The organism is Coprobacter sp. (assembly GCF_982436375.1).
The window spans coordinates 1-13,804 of record NZ_CEWDCG010000003.1 but is presented as its reverse complement, the minus strand read 5'-3'; the positions used below and the strand labels follow the sequence as shown (position 1 = coordinate 13,804).

15 protein-coding genes are annotated in these 13,804 nt (G+C 37.8%); 6 read left to right on the top strand and 9 right to left on the bottom strand.

The annotated features are described in order from the left end of the window. The first annotated feature begins 19 nt into the window (after positions 1-19). Both AC1WHX_RS00380 and AC1WHX_RS00375 read left to right on the top strand, forming a co-directional pair. A complete protein-coding gene (locus tag AC1WHX_RS00380) occupies positions 20-1,123 on the top strand; it encodes an efflux RND transporter periplasmic adaptor subunit (RefSeq protein ID WP_031258244.1) in 1,104 nt (367 codons plus the stop codon). A 1-nt stretch (position 1,124) separates the two neighbouring features. Further along, a complete protein-coding gene (locus tag AC1WHX_RS00375; RefSeq protein WP_039927889.1) occupies positions 1,125-2,471 on the top strand; it encodes a TolC family protein in 1,347 nt (448 codons plus the stop codon). A gap of 94 nt (positions 2,472-2,565) precedes the next feature. Here AC1WHX_RS00375 and rsgA read toward each other — a convergent pair whose 3' ends face one another. The 3 genes from rsgA to pyrH form a co-directional block, all read right to left on the bottom strand. Beyond that, positions 2,566-3,501 carry a ribosome small subunit-dependent GTPase A gene (gene rsgA / locus AC1WHX_RS00370; protein ID WP_022391291.1) on the bottom strand — a complete coding sequence of 312 codons (936 nt, stop codon included), beginning with the start codon at positions 3,499-3,501 and terminating at the stop codon, positions 2,566-2,568. Between the two features lie 150 nt (positions 3,502-3,651). Then, positions 3,652-4,212 (bottom strand): ribosome recycling factor, encoded by a 561-nt coding sequence (gene frr / locus AC1WHX_RS00365; RefSeq protein ID WP_009317794.1) that lies wholly within the window; start codon positions 4,210-4,212, stop codon positions 3,652-3,654. Between the two features lie 161 nt (positions 4,213-4,373). Further along, positions 4,374-5,084 (bottom strand): UMP kinase, encoded by a 711-nt coding sequence (gene pyrH, locus AC1WHX_RS00360; RefSeq protein ID WP_009317793.1) that lies wholly within the window; start codon positions 5,082-5,084, stop codon positions 4,374-4,376. A gap of 174 nt (positions 5,085-5,258) precedes the next feature. On the opposite strand from pyrH, the gene AC1WHX_RS00355 reads away from it, so the two are divergent. Beyond that, the gene (locus AC1WHX_RS00355; RefSeq protein ID WP_022391292.1) at positions 5,259-6,143 is read left to right on the top strand and encodes a tetratricopeptide repeat protein; all 885 of its coding nucleotides are present in this window, start codon (positions 5,259-5,261) and stop codon (positions 6,141-6,143) included. Here the strand turns inward: AC1WHX_RS00355 and AC1WHX_RS00350 are convergent. Genes AC1WHX_RS00350 through AC1WHX_RS00340 form a run of 3 tightly spaced genes read right to left on the bottom strand, consistent with a single transcriptional unit; the run spans position 6,118 to position 7,648 of the window. Next, the gene (locus tag AC1WHX_RS00350) at positions 6,118-6,855 is read right to left on the bottom strand and encodes a biotin--[acetyl-CoA-carboxylase] ligase (RefSeq protein ID WP_122337963.1); all 738 of its coding nucleotides are present in this window, start codon (positions 6,853-6,855) and stop codon (positions 6,118-6,120) included. The genes AC1WHX_RS00355 and AC1WHX_RS00350 overlap by 26 nt on opposite strands. A 27-nt stretch (positions 6,856-6,882) precedes the next feature. After that, on the bottom strand, positions 6,883-7,269 hold the full coding sequence (locus tag AC1WHX_RS00345) for an MmcQ/YjbR family DNA-binding protein (protein ID WP_481228789.1): 387 nt from the start codon (positions 7,267-7,269) through the stop codon (positions 6,883-6,885). A 13-nt stretch (positions 7,270-7,282) separates the two neighbouring features. Then, entirely contained in the window at positions 7,283-7,648 is a 366-nt protein-coding gene (locus AC1WHX_RS00340; RefSeq protein ID WP_022600338.1) for a YraN family protein, read from the bottom strand. 177 nt (positions 7,649-7,825) lie between these two features. Here AC1WHX_RS00340 and AC1WHX_RS00335 point away from each other — a divergent pair, with 177 nt between their 5' ends. The 3 genes from AC1WHX_RS00335 to AC1WHX_RS00325 are packed head-to-tail and all read left to right on the top strand — an operon-like array spanning position 7,826 to position 9,333. Further along, positions 7,826-8,539, top strand: coding sequence for an SIMPL domain-containing protein (locus tag AC1WHX_RS00335; RefSeq protein WP_009317786.1), 714 nt, complete (start codon positions 7,826-7,828; stop codon positions 8,537-8,539). A gap of 7 nt (positions 8,540-8,546) precedes the next feature. Continuing rightward, on the top strand, positions 8,547-8,987 hold the full coding sequence (locus AC1WHX_RS00330) for a nucleoside deaminase (protein WP_122337965.1): 441 nt from the start codon (positions 8,547-8,549) through the stop codon (positions 8,985-8,987). Between the two features lie 13 nt (positions 8,988-9,000). Next, complete coding sequence (locus tag AC1WHX_RS00325) at positions 9,001-9,333, top strand: hypothetical protein (protein WP_122337966.1); 333 nt, start codon at positions 9,001-9,003, stop codon at positions 9,331-9,333. 45 nt (positions 9,334-9,378) lie between these two features. Here the strand turns inward: AC1WHX_RS00325 and AC1WHX_RS00320 are convergent, their stop codons facing one another. From AC1WHX_RS00320 to rpsA, 3 genes are all read right to left on the bottom strand, one after another. Further along, positions 9,379-10,293 carry a ribonuclease Z gene (locus tag AC1WHX_RS00320; RefSeq protein ID WP_009317783.1) on the bottom strand — a complete coding sequence of 305 codons (915 nt, stop codon included), beginning with the start codon at positions 10,291-10,293 and terminating at the stop codon, positions 9,379-9,381. A 145-nt stretch (positions 10,294-10,438) separates the two neighbouring features. Next, the gene (locus AC1WHX_RS00315; RefSeq protein WP_009317782.1) at positions 10,439-11,338 is read right to left on the bottom strand and encodes a hypothetical protein; all 900 of its coding nucleotides are present in this window, start codon (positions 11,336-11,338) and stop codon (positions 10,439-10,441) included. Positions 11,339-11,573: 235 nt separating this feature from the next. Further along, the gene (rpsA, locus tag AC1WHX_RS00310; RefSeq protein WP_009317779.1) at positions 11,574-13,373 is read right to left on the bottom strand and encodes a 30S ribosomal protein S1; all 1,800 of its coding nucleotides are present in this window, start codon (positions 13,371-13,373) and stop codon (positions 11,574-11,576) included. Positions 13,374-13,804 lie beyond the last annotated feature (431 nt).

Sequence of the window (13,804 nt, the reverse complement as noted above, 5' to 3'; positions counted from 1 at the left end):
AAAAATAATAATATAGATTATGAAAAGATATGTAAGGTTTTTTTTACTGTTGGTATTTGCAGTAATGCTTGTGGGAACGTTTGTATTTTTATGGAAAAAGTCCCGTCCTGAGATAACTGTATATGAAGTAGTTGCTCCTCAGAAAAGGACGATAGAGAAAAAAACAATAGCTACCGGAAAAGTAGAGCCACGTGATGAAGTCTTGATTAAGCCTCAGATTTCGGGTATTGTGTCTGCGGTTTATAAAGAAGCTGGTCAGATGGTGAAAGCCGGTGATGTAATTGCTTTGGTGAAGGTGATTCCGGAAATGGGAACATTGAATGCTGCAGAGTCTCGGGTTAATGTCGCTCAGATCAATTTCGGTCAGACTCAACGGGACTTCGACCGGGCTCAAAATTTATTTCGTTCCGGTGTGATCTCAAAAGAGGAGTTTGAAAAAAGCCAGTTGGAAAATAACCGGGCGAAAGAAGAATTACAGAATGCTCAGGATAATCTGGAAATTGTAAGAGATGGAATTTCCAGGCGTTCGGCACAGTATAGCAATACTCAGATTCGTTCCACTATCGATGGGATGATTCTCGATGTTCCGGTAAAAGTAGGTAACTCTGTGATACAATCAAACAATTTTAATGACGGTACTACGATAGCTTCTATTGCAAATATGAATGATATGATTTTCAAAGGTAAAATAGACGAAACAGAAGTCGGTCAACTTCATGAGGGCATGCCGATCAAGCTTACTGTCGGTGCACTCAGAGATGCTTGTTTTGATGCGGTTCTGGAGTACATATCACCGAAAAGCACAGAGGAGAACGGGACAGTCTTGTTCGAAATTAAAGCAGCGGCTTCGATTCCTGATACCGTATTTGTTCGTGCCGGATATAGTGCGAATGCTGAAATTATTCTGGATAGGAGAGAAAACGTGCTCACGATACCGGAAAGTACGGTGGAGTTTCATGGGGATTCTACTTTTGTGCAACTGGTGCAGGATAGTATAAGCCGTCCTCAGGTATTTGTGCAAAAACCGATAAAAACCGGATTGTCGGATGGAATATCGATAGAGGTAATTTCGGGAGTGAAAGCGGGAGATTTTATTCGGGGAAATAGAATTATAAAGAAATGAAATGATGGATATTCGTAAAATAGCCGTAATAAGTTTGGGCATAACATCATGCTGTTTTTCGCTTGTAGCACAAGAAAAATGGTCGCTGTCGCAATGTATCGATTATGCCGTACAAAATAATATTCAGGTAAAGCAAAAACAACTGGAAAAAGAAAATAGTGAAATACGGTTGAATACAACTCGAATGAGTCGTTTACCTGATTTGACCGGAAGTGCCGGACAAGATTTTTACTTCGGACGGAGTCCTTCACGTACAGGAGTTTATGAAGACCAATCTCAATCTTCAACATCATTTCGCATATCATCGTCACTCCCTGTATTTACAGGATTTAAGATACAGAGTGAGATCGGTTCGGCCCGGTTCGACTTGAAAGCTGCCGTAGAAGAGTTGAATAAGGCGAAAGAAGATGTTGCCTTGAATGTAACATCTTATTATTTACAGGCCCTTTTTAATAAAGAGATATTATGTATTGCGCAAAAACAACTGGAAATTAGTCGTTTGCAATTGAAAAAAATCGAAAAAATGGTGGAGCAAGGACGGAGTTCCGAGGCATCTTTGTATGAAAGCCGGGCTTTAGTTGCAGAAGATGAAATGAATGTGACCCAATCGGAAAATAATCTGCTTTTATCTTTAGTCGATCTTTCCCAATTACTGAATTTAGAAAAGGCAGAGGGTTTTGATATTGAAGAACCCGATATGAACTCGGTCACTTTACAACAAACAGCATCTTTGGTTTCCCCGAAGGATGCATTTAAGTTTTCTGTAGAAAATCGTCCCGGTATAAAGTCTGCTTTGTATGCTTTAGAGAGCAGTCGTTTTGGGTTGAAACAAGCACGTTCGGGATATTATCCTACACTTTCTTTCGGAGCGTCTTACGGGACGAGCTATTATCATGCTTATAAGGGGGGAGATGAAAATAACTGGACTTTTGCCGAACAGATGCGTAATAATGGGAGTGAAACGCTCGGTTTTACATTATCTGTCCCGCTTTTTAATCGTTTGGTAACCCGCAATCAAGTAAAGCAAGCCCGATTGCAAATACGATTGCAAGAATTGGCATTGGATAATGCCCGTCAGCAACTTTATAAAGAAATAGAACAGGCGTATTATGCCGCGGTCGCCGCGCATAAAAAGTATATTTCTTCTCAAAAGTCGGTGGATGCGGCCCGTATCTCATTCGAGTATGAGCAGAAAAAGTATGATGCCGGAAAATCAACGGTTTTTGAATATAGCGATGCAAAAAATAAATATGAAAAAAGTCTGTCCGAACAAGTTCAAGCGCGTTATGATTTTTTATTCCGTTCAAAAGTTTTAGATTTCTATAATGGGAAGCCTTTAGCTTTTTAATTAACGGTTGTTTGTCTTCCGGATGTCGTATGCAAGCGCATTCGGAGACAATGGCGACTTGACGGTATATGTTAATGAAGGATGATGGCGAAAATCAGTAACCTTCTCTGTATTTTCCTTCGGTGCTGTCGTCTATGATACTCAGATAGCTTGCATATCGGGATTCGCTGATCCTATGTTGTTCTACTGCCGCAAGTACGGCGCAACCCGGTTCATGGCGATGTGTGCAGTTGTTAAAACGGCAATCATGGGAAATTTTAAATATTTCGGGGAAAAAATGAGCGACCTCTTCCGGTTCGAAATCGATAGTACCGAAACCTTTTACTCCCGGAGTATCGATAATATATCCTCCTTCGGGCAATGGGAACATTTCAGAAAATGTTGTAGTGTGCATCCCTTTATGGTGTGATGTCGATACATTTCCCGTCTTCAGGTTTAATCCCGGAAGGATAGTATTGATCAGAGTGGATTTTCCAACACCTGAGTTACCGGACAGTAAAGTGATTTTTCCTTTTAGAAGAGATTTGATCTCCTCGATGCCTTTTCCCGTCAATGCCGATACCTTAAAACAATCATATCCGATAGTGTCATAAAGATGGATCAAAGCATTCATGTATTCTGTATCGTCCTCGTTGTAACTGTCTGTTTTATTGATGACAATTTTTACCGGGATTCGATATGCTTCGGCAGTAGCGAGAAAACGATCTATAAAAATCGTATGGGTAGTAGGATTGCTGACTGTGATAATTAACAAGGCTTGATCGATATTGGCCGCCAGAATGTGAGACTCTTTGGAAAGGTTTGACGATTTTCGTATAATATAATTTTCTCGCGGTTCTATTTTCGAGATAAAGGCCGTCCCCTCTTTATTATTTTCTATTTCTACCCGGTCTCCAACCGCAATGGGATTGGTACTGCGGATTCCTTTTAAACGGAAATTACCTTTTATTTTACATTTGATTTCTTTCCCATCATCCGTTTTTACGATATACCAACTACCGGTGTTTTTTATTACGAGTCCGTGTTCCATATTAATTTGATAAAACTATATCCTTGTCCGGGTAATTTTAAAAAAGAAAAACTAAAAGCAAAACAAACCGTTCTGACTTTTAGTTCTTCCAATATGTTTTATGCTGTTCAAAAAATTCTTTTTACAATGAAAATAAATGTGAGATTCAAGTTATACGGTTAAAATCTCTTTTTCTTTTGCATTGAAAATATCGTCTATCTTTTTAATGTATTTATCGTGAATTTTCTGAACACTGGCTTCTCCGTCTTTTTCAACATCTTCGGGCATTCCGGCTTTAATAGCTTTTTTCAACCCATCGATAGCATCTCGGCGTGCATTTCGTACACTTACTTTTGCGTTTTCAGCTTCTTGCTTTGCTTGTTTGACTAAAGCTTTACGTCTCTCTTCTGTCAATGGGGGTAATCCTAAACGGATAATTTCACCGTTGTTCTCGGGAGTAATGCCCACTTCGGAATTTTGAATAGCTTTTTCGATTTCTTTGAACATCGATTTTTCCCACGGTTGTATGGCGATGGTTTTAGCATCGGGAGTGGTAATAGTGGCTACATTACTGATAGGTACCATACTGCCGTAGTATTCTACCCGTACCGGGTCAAGAATGCGGGCACTGGCTTTTCCTGCACGGATTGTAGCCAGAGCTTCATCTAAAAACTCAACACTCATCGCCATTTTTTCTTCAGCGGCATCCAGATATGTTTTTACGTCTGTCATAGTGGTTTTATATACGATGGTTTATAAAATTCGGTTTTCAGTAGGAATAAACGGTTTCGATCTTATTTAACCGATATGTTAATGTATTATCGAAACGATAATTTATTTCTTTATGGAACAAATATAAAATAGTTTCGGCAAATCTCAAAACGTTTCTCGGATTAATAGACTAACGTGCCTATATTCTCGCCGGTGAGGACTTTTTTCAAGTTACCGTTGGTGTCCATATCGAATACGATGATCGGAAGTCGGTTTTCTTTGCAAAGCGTTGTTGCCGTCAGGTCCATTACTTTAAGTCCTCGTGTATAGATTTCATCATAACTGATTTTATCGAATTTTACGGCTGTTTTATCTTTTTCGGGGTCGGCAGTATAAATACCATCGACACGAGTACCTTTTAGCATTACGTCGGCCTCTATCTCTATGCCTCTCAAAGCCGACCCCGTATCGGTAGTGAAATACGGGTTGCCCGTACCGCCCGAGATAATAGCGATTTCACCTCGTTTCATGGCATCTATCGCTTTCCATTTGCTATAATGTTCACCTATGGGGAACATATTAGTTGCGGTGAATACGTGAGCTTTTTGTCCCAGAGAATCTAATGCCGAACTGAGGGCGAGACTGTTGATTACGGTAGCGAGCATACCCATTTGGTCGCCTTTAACACGATCGAATCCTTTGGCTGCACCGCTCAATCCCCTGAAAATATTTCCACCTCCGATTACGATGCCGATTTCGATACCCAGCCCGGCGATTTCTTTAATTTGTTCGGCATATTCGTTCAGCCGTTTTTCGTCTATACCGTACTGTTTTTCTCCCATAAGCGACTCACCGCTCAATTTTAGTAATATACGTTTGTACTTGATATCCATATTTTTGATTTTATGATTGAGGAAATTCTTATTCCCTGTTTTGTTGTTTCCTTGCCAAATTTAAACATTTTAAATGAACGGGGATAAACTCCTGTTCAAAAAAGAGAAATATATACTTCCTTTTTTATTAAATTTGCAACATAAGAGCCTGTTACTTTGTTTCGAAAATTATAGATGAGGAAGATTATTATCATATTATTTTTGAGTGTGGTGTATTCGCTTCAGGGGGCGATTATTAATGAGAAATTGTATCGTAAAGCAGAGACTCATTTTGAGAATCGGGAATGGAGCGAGGCGCTTTCTATGTATAATATTTTGTTGATCGAGAATCCGAAAGAGGTAAAATTATATGTATCTTCTGTAGTGGCGGCATCTTACAAGGAAGCTCCCCAATCGGTAATGCATTATGTCGAATTATCGGAGCGTAACGGTGTGTCTTTAGATTCTTTGTTCATCGGGGTGAATGCTTTGACTATGGCTCACCGAAAATCTAAGATATATGAGAATATGCTATTGTTGATTAAGAAAGAACAACCTTGGCTGAAAAAATTGATCAATACTTATCTATTACGTTTTTATCGTTTTAGAAATGATGCGCCTCGTATAGTAGAGATTTCGGACGAACTTTTAGAGATGTTTCCGGATGATGAAAGACTTCTTAAACTCAAAGGGGATGCTTTACTTGAACAGGGAGAAGAGCTACAATCTTTTGACTGTTATAAACGGATATATCAAAAAGATTCGACTAATCGGGATGCTCTGATCTTTCTGGGCAATTTTATGTATAATCGGGGAATAGAACAATTAAAGGAGTTGGAAATGCACTATGACAGTCTGATGTCTCCTACACGAATGCAATATGCTTCTTATGAATGGGAGAAAAACAGAATTCTGGATACCGATTTTCGAGAAGCCGCATCTTATCTTGAGAAAGCCGATAAACAATATACTACCCCTTATCTGCGTAAGACTCTGTATTCTATTTATACACGTTTGGCAGAAATAGGAAAAGCAGAGATGATTTTGAACGAGTCTAAATCACGAAAGAAATCTCCTTAAATGCAAAAGTATGGATAGAGCCGTTCTCTTTTTTCAGTATCAACTGTCCGTTAGGTTCTATTCCTTCGATCGAAGCGTTGAATATTTCTTCCCCATATAAATAGGGATATACTCCTTTGTTGCGAAAAAGTAACGCCATATATTTTTGTCTTATTTCTTCTTCGTTATCGGGAGAGTATTTGTTGTATGCATCGACAATGCTGTCGAGAATTTTCTCAAGAAGTTCAGAGAGGTTATGTTCTTTACCTGTGATTTGGGTAAGCGATACCGGATTCGGGGCATCTGATTTGAAATGTCTCTGGTTTATGTTGATGCCGATTCCTATTATGGCATTACTGAGGGATGAACCGGTAAGATCGACCTCGATCAGCATTCCGGCTATTTTTTTTTCTTTCCAGTAAATATCATTCGGCCATTTTATGGAGAAATACCGATCATATTCTTTTAGAACTTTGACGATTGCTATGGAAATGAGTTGGGACAGAATAAACTGTTTTCCCGGTGGAATATGGTTTGGATGAAGTAGAATGCTGAATGTTAAATTTTTACCCCGTTCAGACTCCCAACTATTGCCCTTTTGTCCACGTCCGGCAGTTTGGTAATCGGTGATTACGACTGTACCTTCGGGTTGCTCTTTTTCTCTCATAATCAATTCTCTTAAGTAAGAATTGGTCGAATGAGTTTCGTTTAGGTGTATAAAAGTTTCGCTCATTTTTTTATATTTTGTCTTTCTGCTATTTTAGAGCCTGTCGTCTAAATTTCCCGTTTTTTTGAGTTGTTCGAATAATTCTTCCCGTTTGATCTTAGGCAGTTTTTTTACGACTTCGGTATATGAGTGAAGCATCCATTCTTTCATTTGTTCCTCTTTCGCTTTATCATAGACGATCGTATTCCAGTATTTTTTATTAGCGTGATATCCGGGCATTACATAGCTATATTGTTCCCGTAGTTCGATTGCCAGATCAGGATCACATTTTATATTTGCCCAATGTTGTTCGGCTTCGAGACTCGTATAAAGAAACATTTTTCCTGCGACTTTAAAGACCAAAGTAGTTTCGTCAAACGGAAAACACTCTGTCGTTTCGGGAAGACTTAAGCAAAATTCCCGTATTTGTTCTATATCCATATTGTTTTAAGTTTTATAGTAACGGAGGATAAAAAGCATCCGGAATATGTTCGATTTCATATTCGTTTTCTTTTTTAACGATAGAAATAATATCGAACCGGACTTCGAACGGGAGATCGTATTTTTGTATATATGCGTCCGTCGCGTCTATGATATGTCGTATCTTTCGGGTGTTTACCGCATCTTCCGGATGCCCGAATAAATCGGAACTTCGAGTTTTTACTTCAACAACGATCAGTGTCCGATCCTTATATGCGACAATATCCAGTTCGAGTTTTCCGTTTTTCCAATTAATATCCCGGATTATATAACCTCTGGCAATGAGATATTCTGCGGCTAGTTCTTCTCCTGTCTTTCCTGTTTGGTTATGTTTTGCCATAATCGGAAATATTGAAAATGAATCTGTTTACGAAAATACGCCTTTCCGGTGAATTACGCAAAATGCATCTCAACGCTTTTTATTTTTTGTTTAAAAAAACAGAGGAAGATAACTCTTATTCTCTTTTAAATGCTATATTTGTGAATAGAAGGATTTATTAATTAAAAACTGACGATAATGGATTCAAAACGATTTCAATTGCCGATAGCTGGATTATTGATTGCTATTGGGCTTTATTTGTTAGGGTGGACATTAAGTCATGCTTTGACGGAAATTAAGGATAGGGACAGAGTTGTTACGGTTAAAGGATTGGCGGAAAAGGAAGTTCCTGCCGATAAGGTGATCTGGCCTTTGGCATTTAAAGAAATCGGTAATGATATGATTTCGATGTATGATGAATTGAACCGTAAAAATCAGATTATTGTAACTTTTCTGAAAAATAACGGAATAACCGATAACGAAATATCATTGTCTGCACCTCAGATTATCGATATGAAAGCTGAAAGATATTCGAATACTCAGTCACCTTACCGTTATAACATTACATCGGTGATAACCGTTACTTCGGGACAGATTGATCGGGTGCGTAAATTAATGGATAAACAGGCCGATTTATTGAAATTGGGAGTTGCTATTACAGGCGGAGAATATCAATATAGCCCGCAATTTTTCTTTACAAAATTGAATGAAATAAAACCTGGAATGATAGAAGAGGCGACTAAAAATGCCCGTTCTTCGGCCGAAAAATTTGCAAAGGATTCTGATAGTGAATTAGGTAAAATAAAACGTGCCAATCAAGGACAATTCATTATCGAGGACAGGGATGTAAATACTCCGTATATAAAAAGCGTACGTGTTGTGACGACTGTCGATTATTATCTTGAAGATTGAAAACTCAATGGAAGAAAACCGGGATGAATATTTTATGCGTCAGGCTCTGCTTGAGGCGAAAGAGGCTTATGACAGAAATGAAATTCCTGTCGGTGTGGTGATTGTTTATAAAGATCGTATAATAGCCAGAGGTCATAATCTGACAGAAACTCTGAACGATGTTACGGCTCATGCCGAGATGCAGGCGATTACTTCGGCGGCAGGTGTATTGGGTGGTAAATATTTGATAGGGTGTACTGTATATGTGACTTTAGAACCTTGTATCATGTGTGCCGGAGCATTGGGCTGGTCGCAAATTTCTCGGATTGTTTACGGAGCAGCCGATGATAAGCGCGGATTTCAAAAATTTGCCCCGAAGGCTTTGCATCCTAAGACCGAGATTCAGGGAGGTGTTTTGCAAGAAGATTGCGCGCGATTGATGCAAGACTTCTTTAGAAATAAGAGGTAGATAGGGATAATAAATGGTAGTTGATAATATAGATTATAGCAAAAAACTTGAAAATGTACAGGAGAATATGGAAAACACTCGAGTAAAAGTAGAATTGGAAATAAAACCGGAAATGGCCCTTTTATTAGGCATGGTATTGCATGGAGGTACATACGGTTATAATGTGGTTAGTAAGTTATTGACGCCCAAAAGTCTGAAAGATCTTCACGACATCGGTCAGAGTATTATAGATCAGGTAGAGTCGGAGCGTGATATGGCTACATACGAAAAAGAATTGTTGACACGTCTCAATCCGGAAGAATTGGCTTTTTTCAAAGAGCTCCGAAGTGCTGAATCGAAAAAATAAAGTCAGTGGCAATTATTGTACGTAAATAAGTAAAGAAGATAGTGCTCAGAAACGTATCTGCATACTTTCTTTAGCAATGATGGTATGTGGAAAAATTTCTTGGGCTTCTTGCAAAAAAATAGAGTCGTCTTGATAACGGGCCGAGAAATGTCCTAATATTAATTTCTTGACTTGTGCTTTTTGTGCAAGGGTGGCGGCTTGTACTGCTGTTGAGTGAAAGGTCTCTTTTGCTCGGGCTTTGTTATCTTCTGCGAATGTCGCTTCATGATATAACAAGTCTACTCCCTCAATCAAGGGAATAAGTTTTTCTTGATAAATAGTATCAGAGCAATAGGCGTATCGGGAAACCGGATCAGCAGGTCGGCTTAATCGTTCATTAGGGATAATCAACCCTTCAGACGTAATAAAATCTTCACCTTGTTTTATTTTGGCAAGTTCTCTGATAGGGATATTGTAAAATTGTATCATATCGCGGATTAGATGTCTTTCTTTTTCTTTTTCTTCAAATAAGAATCCGCATGTCGGTATCCGGTGACGTAAAGGTAAGGTGGAAACTTTTAATGCTTTATCTTCGTAGATCATTTCATTTTGATTCGTAGATATGGCATTAAAACGAACGTTAAATGGTAAGTCCCGGCAAAAATAATCCAATTGAGGTCTGAACACGCGTTCTGCATCCGAATGTGCATGAATAATCAGTTCGGATGTGCGTCCCAATATACCTAAGGTGGAGATCAGTCCTATCAATCCGAAGCAGTGGTCTCCATGTAAATGCGAAATGAAAAGATGTTGTAATCTGGTAAATTTTATTTTGTTTCTTCTGTATTGTAATTGAGCTCCCTCTCCGCAGTCTATCATAAAAAGACGTTCTCTGTGATTTAGAATCTGAGAACTTGGGTAGTGGCGAGTTGTAGGCATGGCTGATCCGCATCCTAAAATAGTTAGTTCGAAGTTTTCCATAATATATAATTAGGATTTAATTATTCCAAAAACGTTTCGGAAAGAGTTCGGATGCCGGTTTCCGCCGTTTGTGTAAACAAATATATAAATTCTGGCCGAGAAAATATCGAATTTTATTCAGAGTTTTTGTAAAGACTTGAAAAACTTATTTTTGACAATTAGAGTTATTTGCCTCTGGTTGGTTAATATCGTTTTCAGTCTCTTTCCTGCATTCGATTGTTGCATTGCGATGATACCCATGTCGAGTATAGGATTCTATAAAGATAAGTTCTTTATACCATTCGCCCATTTTGTTTTTTTTAGGCTGTAGTTTAAAGTGGGCTCTTACAAAAATATTATTATCATTAATGATCTTTCTAAACCATTTGGAATCCATAACGATTACCTTTTGTCCGCTTTCATTTCTTACTTTTTCCTTATGTTGTTTATATTCGTTGATAGTATTATTAATGTTATTAATAGTGCCTGTTGGTATGATAATCGTTTCTACTTTTGCATGTTTTTTGAGAGCGAGATATATCATAAGTTTGTTTATTAAAGTTCCATATATTTGTTCTCGTTTTTCTTTATCACCGGAGAAAAGCTGATTATCATCTATTAGGGTTGGACATGTGTAAATTTTCCGACTATTATTTTCTGTGGATTCTGCATAAAAATATATGCATAATTTACTTTGTCCCCTGTCTTCTTTAAATACCCAAATATATAATTTGTTTTCTCCAAAACCGTATATGATAGTTCCGCAATCTTTGGAGAGAAGAATACCACAGGTGTTATCGTTGTAGAATTCCTGAAAAAGCTCATGGTCAATATTGAGAAATGATTTTGCGCTTTTCTCCATCATTTTTTCAAATGAGGGCATTAATAGTTCCGGCAAGCCCCAATCTGGATTGTTTTGACGTACCTTTGCGAGGTGATTCATGCCATTGTATAGATATCCGAAATGTATTTTGTTTTCTGTTATTGGTGTACCTATGCTATACTCGTCGATAACATTTTTTTTATCCAATAACCATGATATTATAGCTTGTTTACGAATTACCATAATTTGATATATGTTTTTTATTTATACTTGTATTCTTTTATATTAAATATAAAGTTAGGAATATAATTTAGGAAAAGAAGAAGTAAGTAATAGTGTGCTTTTATGTGTGTGTTAGAAGTTTGTCGCACGTATATAGGATTTTATCTGAGCAGAGCTAATAAATGCTGATTATTGAATATAAAACAGGCTGCTTATTGCAAGCAGCCTGTTTATTTAGGATATGGCTATTCTCGGATTATTTCTTTTCCGATTCCAATTTTTCTTTCAATGCAGCAAGCTCTTCAATATCACCCAAAGTAGTTTTCTCTACATTGCTGTTGATAGCTGCAGTTTCATTTTCTGCTTTGGCTGCTTTCTTAGCAGCTTTCTTGGCTGCAGATTCTTTTTTAGCTTCTGCCTTAGCTTCGTCTTCGAAAATGCGGCTGTGAGACAAAATGATACGTTTAGCATCTTTATTGAATTCGATTACTTTGAAAGGTAATTTTTCTTCCAGTTGAGCTTGAGTACCATCTTCTTTTACCAAATGTTTCGGAGTTGCAAATCCTTCGACACCATAAGGTAATGCGATAACAGCGCCTTTGTCGAGCATTTCGATAATTGTTCCTTCATGAACCGAATCGACAGTAAATACTGTTTCGAATACATCCCAAGGATTTTCTTCGAGTTGTTTGTGACCGAGGCTTAAGCGACGGTTTTCTTTGTCGATTTCCAAAACTTGAACTTCGATTTCTGCACCGATTTGAGTAAATTCTGACGGATGTTTGATTTTCTTAGTCCAAGACAGATCTGAGATATGGATCAGACCGTCAACACCTTCTTCGATTTCAACAAATACACCGAAGTTAGTGAAGTTACGAACTTTAGCCATGTGGCGAGAACCTACGGCATATTTAGCTTCGATATTTTCCCATGGATCTGGTTTCAATTGTTTGATACCTAAAGACATTTTACGTTCTTCACGATCCAAAGTCAAAATAACGGCTTCTACTTCATCTCCTACTTTCATGAAGTCTTGTGCGCTGCGTAAGTGTTGTGACCAAGACATTTCAGAAACATGGATCAAACCTTCGACACCCGGAGCAATTTCGATAAATGCACCATAGTCTGCCATAACCACTACTTTACCCTTTACTTTGTCTCCAACTTTCAGTTCAGAACTCAAAGCATCCCAAGGATGAGGAGTAAGTTGTTTCAGGCCGAGAGCGATGCGTTTCTTTTCATCATCGAAATCAAGGATTACGACATTCAATTTTTGATCGAGTGAAACGACCTCTTCAGGATGGCTGACACGTCCCCAGCTAAGATCTGTGATGTGAATCAAACCGTCTACGCCACCCAAGTCGATGAATACACCGTAAGAAGTGATATTCTTAACAGTTCCTTCAAGTACTTGTCCTTTTTCGAGTTTGGCGATAATATCTTTTTTCTGTTGTTCCAGTTCTGCTTCGATGAGAGCTTTGTGAGAAACAACGACATTTTTGAATTCTTGGTTAATTTTTACCACCTTGAATTCCATAGTTTTGCCCACGAATACATCGTAATCTCGAATCGGTTTAACATCGATTTGAGAACCCGGCAAGAAGGCTTCGATACCGAATACATCAACGATCATACCGCCTTTGGTACGGCATTTGATAAACCCTTTAATGATTTCATCGTTTTCAAGAGCCGAGTTAACACGATCCCAAGAACGGGTAGCACGCGCTTTTTTGTGAGAAAGCACCAATTGGCCTTTTTTATCTTCCTGACTTTCAATATACACTTCGACAGTGTCTCCGACTTTTAAATCAGGGTTGTAACGGAATTCGTTCATCGAAATAACGCCGTCCGATTTGTAACCGATGTTTACGACAACTTCTCTTTTGTTCATAGAGATAACCGTTCCTTCGGTTACTTCTTTGTCTTTTACAGTGTTAAGAGATTGATCATAAGTGTTGATCAATTCTTCACGGCTTTTTTCACCTAACACTTCGCCTTTTTCGTAGGCATCCCAGTCGAAATTTTCAACGGGTGAGTTTTTTAATTCTTGATCCATTTGTTTAAATAATTGATTTTCTTGTTAATAAGTTAGACATTATATGGTCTCAAAATCGGGGCAAAGGTAGTGATTTATTTTGATATACAAAGAGTTCTGAAACCCTTTTTTGATTGTAAATAAAATATTTTCATAAAATTCAAACACTTCTTGATGATATTTTGGGCGGAAAATTTATACAGGATTTTAATTGTGTATTTTTTATCTCTTGTCGAATATATCAATCGAGTTAATGCGGAAATGCTTATTTACTATTCTTTTTTTAATTGATTGGTAGTATATTCTTTCTTGTTAGTATTATTGGAAATTTGTGTAATAGGTATATTTATCATAATGTTTAGATCTCATAATTTGTGTTTTATATATTTATTAACATTTCTGAAGATTGAATGATCGTGTTCTATTTTTAAGATAAAAATTTAATTCTTTAA

Excerpts from the sequence above, each read along its gene's own strand:
- AC1WHX_RS00380 (WP_031258244.1), top strand. The coding sequence starts at position 20 with ATGAAAAGATATGTAAGGTTTTTTTTACTGTTGGTATTTGCAGTAATG.
- AC1WHX_RS00375 (WP_039927889.1), top strand. The coding sequence starts at position 1,125 with ATGATGGATATTCGTAAAATAGCCGTAATAAGTTTGGGCATAACATCA.
- rsgA (WP_022391291.1), bottom strand. The coding sequence starts at position 3,501 with ATGGAACACGGACTCGTAATAAAAAACACCGGTAGTTGGTATATCGTA.
- frr (WP_009317794.1), bottom strand. The coding sequence starts at position 4,212 with ATGACAGACGTAAAAACATATCTGGATGCCGCTGAAGAAAAAATGGCG.
- pyrH (WP_009317793.1), bottom strand. The coding sequence starts at position 5,084 with ATGGATATCAAGTACAAACGTATATTACTAAAATTGAGCGGTGAGTCG.
- AC1WHX_RS00355 (WP_022391292.1), top strand. The coding sequence starts at position 5,259 with ATGAGGAAGATTATTATCATATTATTTTTGAGTGTGGTGTATTCGCTT.
- AC1WHX_RS00350 (WP_122337963.1), bottom strand. The coding sequence starts at position 6,855 with ATGAGCGAAACTTTTATACACCTAAACGAAACTCATTCGACCAATTCT.
- AC1WHX_RS00345 (WP_481228789.1), bottom strand. The coding sequence starts at position 7,269 with ATGGATATAGAACAAATACGGGAATTTTGCTTAAGTCTTCCCGAAACG.
- AC1WHX_RS00340 (WP_022600338.1), bottom strand. The coding sequence starts at position 7,648 with ATGGCAAAACATAACCAAACAGGAAAGACAGGAGAAGAACTAGCCGCA.
- AC1WHX_RS00335 (WP_009317786.1), top strand. The coding sequence starts at position 7,826 with ATGGATTCAAAACGATTTCAATTGCCGATAGCTGGATTATTGATTGCT.
- AC1WHX_RS00330 (WP_122337965.1), top strand. The coding sequence starts at position 8,547 with ATGGAAGAAAACCGGGATGAATATTTTATGCGTCAGGCTCTGCTTGAG.
- AC1WHX_RS00325 (WP_122337966.1), top strand. The coding sequence starts at position 9,001 with ATGGTAGTTGATAATATAGATTATAGCAAAAAACTTGAAAATGTACAG.
- AC1WHX_RS00320 (WP_009317783.1), bottom strand. The coding sequence starts at position 10,293 with ATGGAAAACTTCGAACTAACTATTTTAGGATGCGGATCAGCCATGCCT.
- AC1WHX_RS00315 (WP_009317782.1), bottom strand. The coding sequence starts at position 11,338 with ATGGTAATTCGTAAACAAGCTATAATATCATGGTTATTGGATAAAAAA.
- rpsA (WP_009317779.1), bottom strand. The coding sequence starts at position 13,373 with ATGGATCAAGAATTAAAAAACTCACCCGTTGAAAATTTCGACTGGGAT.